The following is a 15264-nucleotide window of genomic DNA, read 5'->3' on the forward strand; positions in this document are numbered from 1 at the left end:
TCATGCTCGTGCTACCGCCTTTTCGTACAGTCCGGTGAGGCGATGCTCCGGGTCGTACCGGTCCCGCACGGCACGCCATGTGTCGCCGCCGTAGAGCCGGTCGAACGCATCCCGGTCGTAGTACGCGTCGGAGTAGAGCGACTTGTGCCCGCCCACCTCCGACACCGCGCGCTCGATCTCCCGGTTGACGTCGCCGTCGGCGGCGCCCTCGGCGATCGGCACAGTTCCCCAGAACCCGATGTTGACGTAGTCCTGCGCCGGCCGTAGTGGATACAGGGGCCAGGACCGGGCCGATCCGGCGCCCGTCGGCTCACGCAGCCGCAGCGGGCACAACCACACCGGGGTCATCCGCACCCGGTCGGCGAACCAGTGCAGGAATTCCGCCGTACGCTCCAGCGGAATCTCCACGTCCTGCACCACTCGCTCCCGGGCCGGCTGGCCGCGCCAGCGGTCGATCCGGGCGGCCACCTGATGCCGGTGCTCCAGGCGCACGATGCGGTGGTAGACGTCGCTGCGCCGCCACCGCGCCGGCCACAGCCGTCGTACCACCGGATGCTGCACCCCGAAGGCGGCCGAGCACCAGAACCAGTCCGTGTCCCAGCGCCACAGGTAGTCGTGGGTGGTCAACGCATCGTCCCGGCGTCGCCGCAACGAGCGGTAGTAGATCTCCTGCCCGGTGTAGTCGGACACCGCCGGCACCTCGTCGGTGAAGGTGCCCAGCACCAGGTACGCCTCCTCGGGGCTGAACATCACCCCGTCCAGGGCGTCCACCGGCTGCCCTTCCCAACTGCGATCGGCCGTGATCTGGCCGATCGCGTCGGTCAGCTCGGCCAGGTCGGTGAAGCGCACATTGCGCAGGGCGACGAAGCGGCGGACCGGCTGGAGCTCGATGCGCAGTCGGGTGGCGTAGCCGAGGCTGCCCAGCGAGTTGGGGAAGGCCGCGAACAGGTCGGCGTGCTCCCCCTCAGGCCGGGCACTGATCACCTCCCCGGCACCGGTCAGCACGTCCAGCTCGATGACGGACTCGTGCGGCAGGCCGTTGCGGAAGGAGGTCGACTCGATGCCCAGCCCGGTCACCGCCCCACCCAGGGTGATGGTGCGCAACTGGGGCACCACCAAGGGCATCAGCCCGTACGCCAGGGTCGCCTCGACCAGCCGTTCGTAGGTGCACATGCCCTGCACCTCGGCGGTGCGGGCGACCGGGTCGACCCCCAGGACCCCGTCCAGCCCACTGACGTCCAACCCGGTGGTGCGGGGTGCGTTACGTGGACGGAACAGGTTGGAGGTGCGCTTGGCCAGCCGAACCGGTTGACCCGGTGGCACCGCATGGTACGACCGTCGCAGCTGGGCAACCGCCCAGTCGTGATCACGCACAGCGTGCATGGGATCACTTTACGCGCCGACGATGCGTGGGGATGTCCCTGAGGGCATTTCGGATTCGCCGTGTCTGCGGTATCCGCCGACGGTGCGGCGACCTAGCGTTGGAGTCATGCCGAAAGCTGTCTGGAACGACCTGATCATCGCCGAGAGCGAGGACACCGTGGTGGTGGAGGGCAACCACTACTTCCCCCGCTCGGCCCTGCGGGAGGACCTGCTCCGCGCCTCCGACACCCACACCTTCTGCCCATGGAAGGGCACCGCCTCCTACTACACCCTGGAACACGCGGGCCGGACCAGCGCCGACGCGGTCTGGTACTACCCACAACCGCTGCCGGAGGCGGAGATGGTCCGCGACCGGGTGGCCTTCTGGAAGGACGTACGGGTCGTCGACTGAGTCACCGCGGCAGGGGGTGGTCGGCCCGGCCCGGCCGGCGTGGACCAGGATGCCGGCATGTCGGAAACCGAGGGATCGGGCCGGGTCTACGGCACCCAGCGCCGGGGTCTGCTCCGCGATCCGCTGCTGAGCACGGCCCTGGGGGTCGGACTCGTCGGCGTCCTGGTCGGGGTGCTGTTCGCCACCGGGGTGCTCGGCGGTGATCCGCCGCCCTCCCCCACGGTGCTGAGCAGCCCGGTAGCGCCCAGCCCGACCGAGACGGAACCGACCCTGACCCCCGTCGAGGAGCCCAAGGCCACGCCTTCGGCGAGCCCCACCCCCACCCCCGCCCCGGACCCGGTGGTCGGCACGCGGGTGGTCCGGGGTGTCGGCTCGGGCCTGTGCCTGGGGCTAGACGGTGCCGGGGAGATGGCCCTGGCCGAGTTGGCCGGATGCACCGGCGGGCCGGAACAGCAGTGGGTGGTCAACCGGTTCGGCCCGGACACGGTCACCCTGACCAACGCCGCGTACAACCAGTGCCTGGACGTCGAGGGCGGCAGCGGCGACGACGGCGCCCGGGTGTTGCAGTTCCGCTGCCACGGTGAGGCCAACCAGCAGTGGCGCCTGCAGCCGGTCGACGGCGGCGCGGCCCTGCTGGTCGCCGTGCACAGCGGCAAGTGCGCCCAGGTCAACGGCGGTGGCGCGGCGGCCGGCGACGACCTCGTCCAGGCCCCCTGCGACGGCAACCCCGCCCAGCGCTGGACCCTCCAGTAAACCGGAGAAGGAGCTAGCGCCGACCTCGACGGGCCCGCAGATAGTCGCTGACCACGTACTCGCCCAGGTCCTCGGTGTCCGGGGTGAAGACCCGGCCACCGCTGCGGCGGGCCACCGCGTCGACGAACCGACGCAGCCCGGGGTCGTCGCCGAGCATGAACAGGTTCAGGGTAGCCCCGCGCCGACCCAGCCGGTCCACCTCCCGGATCGTCGCATCGATCGTCTCCGGTAGCGGCGGCCAGCAGAACACCGCCTCCCCGTCCTCGGGATCCAGATGGGCGGTGGGCTCCCCGTCGGTGACCACCAGCACCACCGGCTCGGCGTCCGGATGACGACTCAGGTGCCGACCGGCCAACCGCAGCGCGTGTTGAAGGTTCGTACCCTGGGCCCGGTCCGGCTCCACCGCGGCCAACTCCTGTTGGCTCAGGGTCGCCGCCTCTCGACCGAATCCGATGATCTGCAGGGCGTCCTGCGGGAACCGGGTGGCCATCAGGTGGGCCAGGGCCAGCGCGGTCTGCTTCATCGGCCCCCACCGGCCCTGCGAGATCATCGAGTACGACAGGTCCACGCAGAGGGCCACCGCCGCGGCGGCCCGCCGCTCGGTCTCGACCACCTCGAAGTCCGACACCGCCAGCCGCACCGGCACCCCCGGGCCGGACCGGGCCACCGCCCGGGTGAGGGTACGCACCACGTCCAGGGGCTGCTCGTCGCCGTACTCCCAGGGGCGGGAGGCCCCACTGACCTCCCCGGCGGCTCCCGCCGAACGCAGGTCGTGTCGCCCGCGCGGGCCGGCGGTCAGCTCGGCGAAGACCTGACGCAGGGCGGTGCCCCCTAGCCGGCGCAACGCCTTCGGGCTGAGGGTCAGCCCCTCGGCGTCCCGGGTCACCCACCCCTGCCGGCGCAGCTCACGCTCCAACTCCCGCAACTGGCGTACGTCCTCGGCGGCGTCGCGACCCAACGTCCGGGCGACCGCCTCGACGTCGATGTCGTCGAGGGTAGCCCCGGGGTGCCCCTGGCCCAGTTGGTCCAGCAGGTCATCCAGGTCGGCCACCTCGTCGAGCACCCCGGTAGCCTCGCCGTACCCCAGGGGTTGACCGCCCTGGGTCCGCTCGCCGCGCCCCCAGCGCAGGTCCGGTCGCAGGGAGCGCAGGTTCTGCTCCAGCGCGGCCAACTCCCCGGCCAGCCGGTCACCGAGGGACTGCCGCATCAGCTCGGCCAGCTCCGTACGCTGCCGCTCGGACAGCGAGTTCATCAGCCGCTGCCCGGCCGCCGCCCGGCGGGCCAGCAGCTCGATCAGTTCGTCTACGTTCCCGGGTCGTTCCGGGAAGAACTCGCCGTGCCGGCGCATGAACTCGGCGAAGGCGTCCGTGGTGTCCTCGGCGCGGGCGTGCCGGGCCAGCAGGGCGTTCAGGTCCCGCATCATCTCGGCCAGCCGCTCCTGCACGGCCGGGTCGGCCGCCAACTGCGCCGACTCGCGCAGCCCCGCGAACCGCTGGCCGAGCACCTCCTCCCGCAGCCCGTCGAGGATCCGCTGGTAGAGCTGGCGGGCCTCGTCGCTGGCCCACTGGTAGCCGGCCAGCTCCCGTACGGCCTGGGCGGTGGAGCGGGGCAGGTTGCCCAGCATGGTCTCGGCGAACCGGGCCTGCTCGTCCTGCCGGTTGGCCAACTCGTCCCGCTCGGCCGCCAGGGCCTGGTCGAGCAGGCCCCGGGCCCGGGTCACCGCCCCGTCCAGCTCGCCCCGACGCAGCATTTCCCGCCGCAGTCGGCGGGCCCGGGCGGTCAACTCGTCCAGCCCGCGGGACCCCTTGGGGCCTCGGCGCAGCAGGTCACGCAGTGCCTGACGCAGGCTGCCCCCGGCCAGCACCTCCTGGCCCACCTGATCCACCGCGGCCTGCACGTCGTACGGCGGGGCCAGGGGGTCGGGGCCGCCGCGCCACTGCCCGTACCGGAACCGGTTGCCGGCCATGATCAGTCCCGGCTGCCGTAGCGGGTCCGCCCCGAGTCGGTGACGTCCTTGCCCAGCCGACGGCTCAGGTGCAGTCCTTCCAAGACGAACTCGACCGCGGCGGCGGCCTGCCCGGGGCTCGGGGCGTCCCCGACACCGAGCCGGTCCAGCACCTTGGCCAGGCCGGGTACCGTGCCCACCTGGCTCAGCAGGTCGGTCGCGGAGACCAACTCCCCGGTCTCGATGGCCTTGCCGTCCTCGACCAGGGCGGTGAATCCGGACAGGTCCAGCCCGGCCAGCCGGGCCCGGAAGGTCTCCGCGGTGGCGATACGCAGCAGATGCCCGAGGATCTCGGCCTCCCGGCCCTCCTCCCCGCTCTCGAACTCCACCTTGCCGCGCAGGGTGGAGGTCACCGACACCGCATCCCCCACCCGCGCGACCGCCTCGGCATCGGAGGCCAGCAGGCTGGCGCGGCGCAACGCGGCGGCGGCGACCGTCTCCGCGGCGGCGATGGCGAACCGGGCGGAGACCCCCGAGCGGGGATCCACCGAGGGCGAGTCGCGTACCGCCCGGGCGAACCGGGCCAGCACCTCCAGTACGTGCTCCGGCACCTCGGCGACCAGGTCGGCCTCCTGCCGGATCAGCGCCAGCTCCAACTCCAGGTCGGTCGGATAGTGGGTACGGATCTCGGCGCCGAACCGGTCCTTGAGCGGGGTGATGATCCGCCCCCGGTTGGTGTAGTCCTCCGGGTTGGCGCTGGCCACCAGGAGCAGGTCCAGCGGCAGCCGCAGCTGGTAGCCGCGTACCTGGATGTCCCGTTCCTCCAGCACGTTGAGCAACGCCACCTGGATCCGCTCGGCCAGGTCGGGCAGCTCGTTGACCGCGAAGATGCCCCGGTTGGTACGCGGCACCAGACCGAAGTGGATCGTCTCCGGGTCGCCTAGGGTGCGCCCCTGCGCCAGCCGGATGGGGTCTACGTCGCCGATCAGGTCGCCGACGCTGGTGTCCGGGGTGGCCAGCTTCTCGCCGTAGCGCATCGAGCGGTGCAGCCAGCCGACCGGCAGGTCGTCGCCGGCCTCGGCGACCAGCGCCCGGGATGACGGGGTGACCGGGTGCAGGGGGTGCTCGTTGAGCACCGATCCGGCGATCACCGGGGTCCACTCGTCCAGCAGCTCCACCAGGGACCGGATCAGCCGGGTCTTGCCCTGTCCACGTTCGCCGAGCAGCACCATGTCGTGTCCGGCCAGCAGCGCCCGTTCCACCTCGGGCAGCACGGTGTCGTCGTACCCGACGATGCCGGCGAAGCGTGGCGCACCTTCCCGCATCCGGGCCAGCAGGTTGTCCCGCAACTCCTGCTTGACGGTGCGGTATCGCCATCCGGCGGCGCGTAACGCGCCGAGGGTGGCGGGTAGATCGGGCGACGGGATCGGAGTTGCCGGAAAGCTGCTCACCAGACCACGCTAGCTCGCACTCACCGCGATCAGGTCCGCTCACCGAAGCGGGGTCGGATTGTCGATATCGCAAGCCCCGGGTGGCGGCGCGGACCACAAAGACGATCAATGCGGTACGCGATCTGTCCGAAACCGAACGTAGCGGCGCATGAGACAGGGATCGACATCGACCGGTGTGGAACCGGTGACCCGGGCGGCGCATTCAGCTATCGTCGTGGATGTCTGGAGGGGAGCAGTCATGAGCAGGAAGCGCCTCGGGGTGCTCATACTCCTGATCGCCACGCCGCTGTTGATCGGGGCGAGCCTGCTGATGGTCGGCGGTGATCGCCCGGTCTCGGACGACGGCCCGGCACCGCCCTCGACCATGGACGAGACGACCGGCATCGTGACCGGCACCGTCACCACCGCCGCCGGCGCCCCCGTCGAGAGAGCCGCCGTCCAGGTCAAACCCCTGGACGACCCGGCGCCGGCGATCCCGGAGATCGGGGTGCTCACCGGGGACACCGGGCAGTACGAGTGGCGACTCCTGCCGGGCCGCTACGAGATCGTGATCAGCAGGGACGAGCAGGACAGCGATCCGCAGACCGCTACCGTCACCGCCGGTGGAGTGGTCCGGCTGGACTTCACCCTCCCCTGAGCAGGGGATCAGAGGGTGGCCAGGGCGGTGTCGATGGCCTCGCGCTGGGCCTGGTCGGAGTAGACGGCCGGATCGACGGCCGCCAGCACGTTCAGCCCCTCGACCAGGGCCACCAGACTGGTCGCGGTGGCCGTACAGTCGGTCGGCGACCGGTCCGGCCGTGCCTCGGCGACCAGAGCGGCGATCCGGTCGACGAACCGGCGGTTGTAGGAGCGGTGCAGCTCGGCCAGGACCGGGTCGGCCAGGGCTGCGGCCAGGAAACCCACCCACACCCGTGCCTGCTCCCGCTTCTCCTCGGTCGGCGAGGCCGCCTGCCACAGCACGGCCCGTAGCGCCGCCCGAGGGCTGTCCGCGGCCGCCTGCGCCGCGTCGGCCTGCTGGCCGGTACGCCGGTGCAGCAGTTCCCGGGCGTGCACCAGCAGAGCCTGCTTGTCGGCGAAGGTGTGCAGGACCATCCCGGTGGTGCAGCCGGCCCGCTCGGCTACCGCCCGCAGGGTCAGGCCGGGCAGACCCCGCTCGGCCAGCACCGACCAGGTGGCGGCCGACAGCCGTTGCTGCTGGTCGACCAGGTCACGTCGTCTGGCCATCCGTACCCCTTCCGGGAGAGCCGATCCGTAGCGTACGTTACGGTAACGCTTGTTACGGAGTCTGGGCGGAAGGAAGGTCGTCATGGTCCTCGTCGACCAGGAGCCGTGGGAGTCCACCGACGCGGTCCGGCTGCGCGAGGCGCAGCGCGTCGAACTCGACGCCCGCTACGGCAACGACAACCACGAACCGGGCGAGGAACCCACCGCCGCCAGCGTCCCGGTCTTCCTGGTCGCCCGCGACGCCGACGGCACCGCCGTGGGCTGCGGCGGCCTACGACTGCTGACCCCCGACTCCGCCGAGATCAAACGGATGTACGTCGTCCCGGCCGCCCGGGGCACCGGGGTCGCCGTCGCCATCCTGCGCGCCCTGGAGCAGCGGGCCCGCGAGCTGGGCGTACGCACCCTGCTGCTGGAGACCGGCACCGCCCAGCCCGAGGCCATGCGCTTCTACGAGCGGGAGGGCTACCACCGCATCGACAACTTCGGCCCGTACCGGGGAGCGCCGTTGTCCCTCTGCTACGCCCGCGACCTACCCTGACCGGCCCTCGTCGCTGGCTGCTGGTCAGCGTCCGGCGCGGGCCCGGAGCATTCCCGGTACGGCGGCCAGCCCGGTGACCGGGCGGAACGCCCGCGCCGCGTTGACCAGAGCGGCGTACTCGTCCTCGGCCAGGTCGATCTCCGCGGCGGCGGCGTTGCGTTCCACCTGCTCCACCGTGGAGGCCCCCGGAATCGCCACCACGTTGGGGTGCCGCAACACGTACGCCAGGGCGATCTGGCTGGGGGTGGCGTCGTGCGCGGCGGCCACCTGACGCAGGGTCTCGATCAGGGCGGTGCCGCGCTCCAGGTTCTCCGGCAGAAAGTACGGGTTGGCCCGGCGCACCGCCCCGACCGGCGGATGATTCGCGTCGTACCGCCCGGAGAGGAACCCCTGCGCCAACGGGCTGTACGCGATGACCAGGCGACCGGCCTGCTCCGCGTACGGCAGGAGGTCGTCCTCCGGCTTGCGGTCGATCAGGCTGTAGCGCACCTGGTTGCTCAACACCCGACGGCCCAGCGCGGCCTCGGCGACCTGCCAGCGACGCAGGCTGTAGTTGCTCACCCCCACCTCGGCGACCAGGCCGACCTCCTGCAGGGCCCGCATCCCCCGCATGGTGTTCTGATCGCTGACCACCGGGTTGGGCTGATGCACCTGGTAGAGATCGATGCTGGTGGTCCCTAGCCGGGCCGCCGAGGCTACCGCCCGCTGCTGCACCACGGCGGCCACCGGCAGCACCGGAAATATCTTGGTAGCGACGGTGACCTTGTCCCGGGCCTCGGTCAGGGCGGCACCGAGAATCCGCTCGCTGCGGCCGAAACCGTACAGCTCTGCGGTGTCGAAGAGGGTGACGCCCAACTCGACCGCCCGCCGGACGATGGCCCCCGCCAACTTCTCGTAGTCCGGGCCGTACCCCCACTCCCGCGACCCGAACTGCCAGGTGCCTAGGCCGATCTTGGACAGGGGTTTCGGGGTGTCGAGCCGCACGTAGCGCATGGCTGGAACGGTACCCGTCACCACCCGACCCCAACACGGATCAGCCCAACGCAACGGGGTCGGCACACTGCGGCCGGGTGGCACCAGGGCTCACTTGCGCTCGACGTGGTAGGCGCCGCCGCCGGCCGCAGCGCCTTCGGTGAGGGCTTTCCAGGTCGTACCGTCAAGGCCGAAGGTGTCCAGGATGTAGCCGGCGACCGCCTCGGCTACCAGGGCCACGCGGGCGGGATCCTCGTCGCTGGTCTCGGCTACCTGCTCGCCGGCCACCCCACCGAGGGTGTGTTCACCGTCGGTGATGGTGAACAGGCTCTTGGGCGTGGGGCTGAGGTGGTAGGCGTCGGTGAACCAGTCCGGCCCACGGGTGGACATCGCCGACTGGTCCTTGCCGCCCGCGACGACGAGGGCCGGCGTGGTCATGGTGGAGAAGTCCGGCCGCATGAACGGCAGATGCTCCACCGCGAAGGGGGTCAGCGAGTCGCCGGTACCGGTCGCGGTGAGCAGCGCCCCGGCCTTGACCAAGGGATGGGAGAAATCCTCCCCGGGCGTGCCGTCGGCGTCGAGCACCCGGGCACCGAGGAGGGTGCCGACGCTCTGACCACCCCAGGAGTGCCCGACGGCGGCGACACGCTCCCGGTCGGTGCGGCCGGCCAGCCCCGCTCGGCCGAGGATGTCGTCGAGGTTGTCCAGGACGGCGTGCAGGTCGGCGATTCGGACTCGCCAGATGGTGCCGAATCGCGGGTCGTCGAACCCCAGGCCGTGGCGGCGGGAGTCGAGGTGGGTCGGCTGGACGACGACGAAGCCGGTGGCGGCCCACCGGTCGACGAGCGGCTCGTAGGCGTCCATGGACCAGGCGTTGCCGTGCGAGAACACGAGCACTGGGAGGTCGTGGCCGGAAACCGGGGCGGTGACCTTGACCGCCAGGTCGAAGTCACGTCCGGTGGTGGGCACGGGGACGGGCTTGATCGCCATGATCTGCTGGGCGAGTTGGTGCAGGTGCATGATGTCGCTGCTTCCTCTGCCGTGGGGAGGGCGCCTGCCACAATTGGCGGAACACCGTTCCGTCAAAGCTAGCGGAACAATGTTCCGCCAACAAGGAGGAACCGTGACCGAGTCGCCCGGGGCACGCGAGGCAGGCGTACGCCGCACCCGCGAGACACTTCTCGCCGCCGCTGCGGCGGTCTTCGTGGAGCAGGGAGTGCAGGCACCCATCCGGGACATCGCCGGACGGGCCGGAGTGGGTCTCGGCACGGTCTACCGCCACTTCCCGAACCGCGCCGAACTGGTCACCGCGGTGTACCGCCACCAGATCGAGGAGTGCGTGGCGCTGGCCTCGGCACTGCAGCGAGAGGACATCGCGCCCGGCGAGGCCCTGACGCGCTGGATCGGGGCCTTCGTGGAGTTCCTGGTGACCAAGCACGGGCTGGGGGTCGCCCTGCAGTCCGACGACCCGAGCCTGCTCACCCTGCATTCGCTGATGCTCGACGAGCTCGTCCCGGCCTGCGCGTCGTTGATCGCCGCAGGTGTCTCCGCAGGCGAGATCGACCCCGGCGTGACCGCGTACACCCTCATGCGCGCGGTGGGGAACCTGTGCATCCTCGGCCCGGGCTACGAGCGGGCCCAGGCGCAGGACATGGTGGCCCGCCTGCTCGTCGGATGCCGCAGCGCCCGGTGAGGCCCAGCGCCTCCAGGACCGTTCCGGAGAGGGCGGGCAGGAGGAGGCGGAGTCTGGAAGAATCGTCGAGCCGATCGATGGGAAGCCTCCGACCACACCAGAGGATGATCTGCGTTGGCACACCGCTACTTCGGCCCGACGTCGCCTGTCCCCAATCTGCTCATCGCGAATGGGGTGGGAGGAGACCGTTGAACGGCCGCACCACCGCTCGGCGACGCCGAACCGGGCTCAAGAACGCGCCCGAAGACACCGGCGACGTACCCGGGCGCGGACGGCTCTGGCGGTTCTTCGCCGTCGCCCTGACGATGCCGACCCTCGGCTCCGCGCTCGGGCTCGACGGCGGCGCCATCTTCCAGATCGCCGCTGTCGAGGACCTCGGCCTCGATCCCGGGACCATCGGTCTGGCCTTCGCCATGGGCCTGCTCTCCGTGCCCATCCAGATGCTCGCCGCTCGCCTGCCGTTGTGGCGGGCCGGCCGCAACCTCCAACTCTTCTTCCTCGTCGCCGCCGTCGAATGCGCAGTTTTGGCGGTGCTCGTGGGTCTGGACGTGGTCGGCGGAGGTTTCGCCCTCATCGCCCTCGCCGTCACGGTCACGGCGGAGATCAACTTGTCGGTGCTCTACGCCCCCTCGTGGCAGCCACTGCTGAACTACGGCCTCGTCAGCCAGGAACGCCAGCGGGTGAACTCCTGGGGCAGGGCCGCCGGCGGCCTGATCGTGGCCGGTGCGGTCCTGCTGTACGGCTCGGGCGGCCCCGTGCTGCGTACGGCGATGTTCGCGGTCATCGGCGCCGTCGCCCTGCTGCTAGCTGTCGCCGCCCGCGGCATCCCGGCTCCGAACCGACCGGTGGAGCGCGACCTCGACACGCCCCTTCGCGGAAACCGGCCCACGCTCTCACCCACCATGCGGCGGATCTACCTGATCCTCGCCGTCGCCGGGCTGGCCGCCGCCTGGCCGCTCTTCCTCGTCTACGCCGACAAGGTCCTGTGGCCCGGCGCCAACCTCGGGCTGCTCGGGGCGGTGCAGCTCGGTGGAGCACTCCTCGCCGCCGCCTCCTGGCGGTCCCGCCACACGAACCTCGGCCGCTATGCCTGGCAAGCCGGTCTGGTGCTGCTGACCGCCACCGTCGCCCTCGCCGTCGTGCGGGCACCGGTCGACGGGACCGCCGAGCAGGTGATCACCGTCGCGGCCCTGGCCGTGGCGTCGGCAGCCAACCTCACGATCCTTCTGGCCATGCTCGAACGGGCACACCGGGACGTCGACGAAACCACCTCGGTCCGGGCCCTGACGTTGCTCGACGTCGTGGCATCTACGTCGCTTCAGGTCGGGCTCTTCGTCGGCGGGCTGCTCGTGTCGTTCAGCATCGATCGGGCCGATTGGCCGCTCGACCCCTACCGGATCTGGCTGGTGGCGGGCACGGCTGCCGTCGCCATGGGCCTGATGTCGCCCGCCCTCCGCAGGACACCGACGGAATAGCCGATGGTGGAGTCAGCTGCTCGGGGCCGCCCCGAATGACAAAAGCCCTGGTGGGAGACACTGTCTCCCACCAGGGCTTTCGCTCGGGTGGAGCCGAGGGGACTCGAACCCCTGACCCCCACACTGCCAGGGGGGATCTCTCAAGCCGCCTCAGCCTGCTAGCGATTTGACCTGCAGCACCGAACTCACTGTCCCTGCTAGCGCCCGTCACCCCCCGCCGTGACCTTTCTTTCTGGCACGAATCTGGCACACCTCCAGGACGTCGCCCCGGCCGCACAAACACACGGCTTAGGAAGAAGCCTGCTCCTACTGGCATCCCCTGCCCTACCGAGGCTTACGTCCGGCAGACGATCAGATAGCAAGCCCGCCAACTCCGTGCACGCTTCGGATCTTGCCGCATCGAGCACCCAGCAAGGTCGTTCCTTGAGGTGAGGGCAGGCATGCAGCCGTGAGGCTTGGTGCGTGGCAGTGCCTGCCATACTGCACTAGGCGAGAACGGCGCAAGGGAGAACTTGCAGTGGACTTCACTGGGATCCTCCAAACTCTCATTGGCGGAGCTCTTGGCGGTGCCATTATCCCCCTACTGACCCATGCTAAAGAGAAGCGGATTGCTCGCAGTGCCGTTCGTGAACACCTCTCGCAGGTTGAACAACAACGCTGGTGCACGACGAAGGACGCGGAGGCGGAAAGGCAGTTCATAAGAGCAACCGAACGACTTGAAGCTGTAGCCCTTAGTGCCGGCATCCATAAGGAGGTAGTGCGGACGTATATCAACTTGGCGGGGGTTGCGTTCTATTCTACCCAGCGGAGCGTAGAAAAGTACGTCGACATGGAGGGCCAGCCGCTACGGGGCGGCGCACTAGATTCCGACACGGCCGCTGTTGTCGAAGGGAGTCATGAGCTTCTCACGGACGCCATATGGCATCCTGTTAGAAGCGCACTCTTAAGACGGCAGCAACTTCGCCGCATTCGACGTACCGTGGCATTACTTATTGAGTTGGCATATATCGATGACCCGAACGACGACGGGCTAACCGACTGGGATAGCTGGGAAGAGGATCAAGTTCGCTCCAGAGTGAAGCTTCGGAATGTAGCTAGACGGGCGAAGGAGAATCTAGCAAGGGGCGGCACCCATGCAGCGGGTGACATATATCGAGGGGTGCCGGCAGTCGAAGGCTCGATGGCGGTGCCCGATCCCTGTTCTGAAGGAACCACCAGCCGTCAGTGAGAGCCAAGCCAGCAGCTGGGCTAATCTGTCTAAACGGTCCACCGACTCCGACTCCCGGGCTTGGCCACGCTGACTCTTGGCCTCACGTCGTTGATGGCCGGTTGTCGACATTTCACGCTATCGTCAGCTTCGATTAACCGAACTATTTGAACCTTCGGAAATAGGGATGAAGAGGTCTTCCTCGTCATAGTCGGAGATAATCGACGATGAATCAATATCGAACTTCAACCAAAGCCGGTCACTTATTCGGGATACGATCCTCGCCAACAGAATTAGACAGAACAAAAGGATCGCGGTAGTCGCAGGCACGATCAAGAGGGAAGCGTTCAGCTCTTCGACTGAATCCTCAATGGATCGCATGAGTTGCACAGCATTAGCCGACGAGCCAACAATACCGACAAGCAATGCACTGACAAGAATTCGAAAGCGCAGGCGCCTCCACTTGCCACGCAGGGCGTGAATCTCGTCGATCTTGGTGTCAATCAGCGGACTTGACAGCGTCGGGTTCGGTGCACCGTCGACCATCATTCGCAAAACGATGATCTGGCCCGCTGCAAGCAGGGAGGGACCAATACATACGCTTCTCTCGTCTGCAGTCAGCGTCGGAGTTGGCACATTCGGCAGGTTGCAGACATACCCCACGGGCCGAACTAGCACAGATTTCAGGTGGATCTGCAGCGGCTCTCCCTTATCAAAAAGTTGACTGGGGATGTCACGTCGACCATAATTCGCGATGCGAACCTCAACAAACGTCGGGTTCTTTAGAACCTCGTCGCCGATCATTACTCGAATATCTTCTCCATCCAATTCCTGATCAGACACTCGCAGCATGGGAATATTGGTCGTTACTCCGTAAACCAGTCGACGCTTCGGGACCGCCGCCCGATAGGTGGCCGATATGGAAATAGTTCCGATTGTCGTAGCGAGCAAAACACCGGCAGTGGTCACCCAAAATCCTGCCGCCTCGTACCACTCCACAGCAATGACCACCGGCGCTCTCCCGACACGTCTCAAGTGAATGGAACTCCATGATGACTGAAGGCCACCGACTGTGCTATCCCGCCTGCCTCGGCCCACCCTCTGGTTGCCTCCGCGGCCGTCGCAGGCGTGTCACCGAGGCGTCACCGGAGTCCCCGAAGCGTCTCCGCAGCTCAAAGCACGCCCGGTGACACTAGTGACGCGGGTGACATCCCGAGCACTTGAAGTCCAAACGGCACTGGGACCGATACCATCCGACGTCCTGTCTGGACCAGAACCCGTGAACCTACGAATCAGCGGTGCCACGCCTCCCAGGCGTCGGCGAGCATCTCGCTCAGGCCAGATCTAGTCGGTCGCCAGTTGAGATCGGCGCGTGCGCGGCTGATGTCAGCCACCAGCTTCGGCGGCTCAGGCTTGGGCGGCATGTGCCGTACCGCTACCGGGTGGCCGGTGACCTGCTCGGCGGTGGCGACCACTGCGGCCATGCTCGTCCCGATGCCTGATCCAAGATTGATGGTCCGGTTGCGGCCTGGCGTACAGGCCAACAGAGCGAGCCGAATACCGCTTGCTACATCGGCTAGGTGCACGAAGTCACGGACCGCTGACCCGTCGCCGTTGAGCGTGACGTGATCACGCTGACCGGTGATGGCCCGAAAGACGTTGGGGATGATGCGAGCCGGATCGGTATCCCCTACCCCGTCCACGGAACCCGCGATGTTGAAGGGCCGGACAATAACTGCGCCAATTGCGCCAGTCGCTGCGTAGGCTGACACCATCTGTTCCGCCGCAACCTTTGACGCGGCGTATGGGCTTTCGGGACGCACATCGAGATCTTCCGAAAGTCCGCCGCTGTACTGCGATCCGTAAACGATATTGGTGGAGGCGAAGACCAGGGAAGCGGGGGCGCGTGTCTCCCGCATTGCGTCCAGCGCCACAAGCAGGTTAAGAGTCCCTGCTGTGTTCACGTCGAAGTAGCTGAGCGGATCAGTCAGGGAGTCTCGGCCGCTGGTCAGGGCAGCGAGGTGCACCACCCCGTCGTATTCGTTCTCCTTGACGATCTCGGCAACACGCTCGCGATCTCGGATATCCCCAATCACCAACTCACCGCCGGCAGGTGGCTTGGCCTCTGTCCGACCCCGACTCATCACAGTGACCCGGTGTCCGGCTGCAAGCAAGTCGAGTGTGACAGCGTGTCCCAGGAATCCGAGGCCACCGGTAACCAGTACGTGCATG

Annotated in this window: 15 protein-coding genes; 7 read left to right on the top strand and 8 right to left on the bottom strand. The window is 68.6% G+C overall.

Annotated features, from left to right (window positions below):
• A complete protein-coding gene (locus OIE53_RS17220; RefSeq protein WP_327022561.1) occupies positions 1-1383 on the bottom strand; it encodes an FAD-binding oxidoreductase in 1383 nt (460 codons plus the stop codon).
• Positions 1384-1489: 106 nt separating this feature from the next.
• Here OIE53_RS17220 and OIE53_RS17225 point away from each other — a divergent pair, with 106 nt between their 5' ends.
• Together OIE53_RS17225 and OIE53_RS17230 are read left to right on the top strand one after the other, a co-directional pair.
• Positions 1490-1774, top strand: coding sequence for a DUF427 domain-containing protein (locus tag OIE53_RS17225; RefSeq protein ID WP_327022562.1), 285 nt, complete (start codon positions 1490-1492; stop codon positions 1772-1774).
• A 57-nt stretch (positions 1775-1831) separates the two neighbouring features.
• A complete protein-coding gene (locus OIE53_RS17230) occupies positions 1832-2527 on the top strand; it encodes an RICIN domain-containing protein (RefSeq protein ID WP_327022563.1) in 696 nt (231 codons plus the stop codon).
• Between the two features lie 13 nt (positions 2528-2540).
• Here the strand turns inward: OIE53_RS17230 and OIE53_RS17235 are convergent, their stop codons facing one another.
• Entirely contained in the window at positions 2541-4493 is a 1953-nt protein-coding gene (locus OIE53_RS17235) for a vWA domain-containing protein (protein ID WP_327022564.1), read from the bottom strand.
• 2 nt (positions 4494-4495) lie between these two features.
• Positions 4496-5923 (bottom strand): sigma 54-interacting transcriptional regulator, encoded by a 1428-nt coding sequence (locus tag OIE53_RS17240; RefSeq protein WP_327022565.1) that lies wholly within the window; start codon positions 5921-5923, stop codon positions 4496-4498.
• Positions 5924-6161: 238 nt separating this feature from the next.
• Here OIE53_RS17240 and OIE53_RS17245 point away from each other — a divergent pair, with 238 nt between their 5' ends.
• Complete coding sequence (locus tag OIE53_RS17245) at positions 6162-6560, top strand: carboxypeptidase-like regulatory domain-containing protein (protein WP_327022566.1); 399 nt, start codon at positions 6162-6164, stop codon at positions 6558-6560.
• Positions 6561-6568: 8 nt separating this feature from the next.
• Here the strand turns inward: OIE53_RS17245 and OIE53_RS17250 are convergent, their stop codons facing one another.
• Positions 6569-7147, bottom strand: a complete 579-nt coding sequence (locus OIE53_RS17250) for a TetR/AcrR family transcriptional regulator (RefSeq protein ID WP_327022567.1) — start codon at positions 7145-7147, stop codon at positions 6569-6571.
• Between the two features lie 82 nt (positions 7148-7229).
• Here OIE53_RS17250 and OIE53_RS17255 point away from each other — a divergent pair, with 82 nt between their 5' ends.
• Positions 7230-7685 (top strand): GNAT family N-acetyltransferase, encoded by a 456-nt coding sequence (locus tag OIE53_RS17255; RefSeq protein WP_327022568.1) that lies wholly within the window; start codon positions 7230-7232, stop codon positions 7683-7685.
• 24 nt (positions 7686-7709) lie between these two features.
• On the opposite strand, the gene OIE53_RS17260 is transcribed toward OIE53_RS17255, so the two are convergent.
• Both OIE53_RS17260 and OIE53_RS17265 read right to left on the bottom strand, forming a co-directional pair.
• The gene (locus tag OIE53_RS17260) at positions 7710-8678 is read right to left on the bottom strand and encodes an aldo/keto reductase (protein WP_327022569.1); all 969 of its coding nucleotides are present in this window, start codon (positions 8676-8678) and stop codon (positions 7710-7712) included.
• A gap of 90 nt (positions 8679-8768) precedes the next feature.
• A complete protein-coding gene (locus tag OIE53_RS17265) occupies positions 8769-9677 on the bottom strand; it encodes an alpha/beta hydrolase family protein (protein ID WP_327022570.1) in 909 nt (302 codons plus the stop codon).
• Between the two features lie 79 nt (positions 9678-9756).
• On the opposite strand from OIE53_RS17265, the gene OIE53_RS17270 reads away from it, so the two are divergent.
• From OIE53_RS17270 to OIE53_RS17280, 3 genes are all read left to right on the top strand, one after another.
• Complete coding sequence (locus tag OIE53_RS17270) at positions 9757-10350, top strand: TetR/AcrR family transcriptional regulator (protein ID WP_393337468.1); 594 nt, start codon at positions 9757-9759, stop codon at positions 10348-10350.
• 188 nt (positions 10351-10538) lie between these two features.
• Positions 10539-11825 carry a hypothetical protein gene (locus tag OIE53_RS17275; protein WP_327022572.1) on the top strand — a complete coding sequence of 429 codons (1287 nt, stop codon included), beginning with the start codon at positions 10539-10541 and terminating at the stop codon, positions 11823-11825.
• A 517-nt stretch (positions 11826-12342) separates the two neighbouring features.
• A complete protein-coding gene (locus OIE53_RS17280; protein WP_327022573.1) occupies positions 12343-13053 on the top strand; it encodes a hypothetical protein in 711 nt (236 codons plus the stop codon).
• Between the two features lie 123 nt (positions 13054-13176).
• Here the strand turns inward: OIE53_RS17280 and OIE53_RS17285 are convergent, their stop codons facing one another.
• Positions 13177-14043 carry a hypothetical protein gene (locus tag OIE53_RS17285; RefSeq protein ID WP_327022574.1) on the bottom strand — a complete coding sequence of 289 codons (867 nt, stop codon included), beginning with the start codon at positions 14041-14043 and terminating at the stop codon, positions 13177-13179.
• A gap of 281 nt (positions 14044-14324) precedes the next feature.
• Positions 14325-15263 carry an NAD-dependent epimerase/dehydratase family protein gene (locus OIE53_RS17290; protein WP_327022575.1) on the bottom strand — a complete coding sequence of 313 codons (939 nt, stop codon included), beginning with the start codon at positions 15261-15263 and terminating at the stop codon, positions 14325-14327.
• Between the last annotated feature and the right edge of the window lies 1 nt (position 15264).

Origin of the sequence: Micromonospora sp. NBC_01739 (assembly GCF_035920385.1) — a bacterium.
Taxonomy (GTDB): domain Bacteria; phylum Actinomycetota; class Actinomycetes; order Mycobacteriales; family Micromonosporaceae; genus Micromonospora.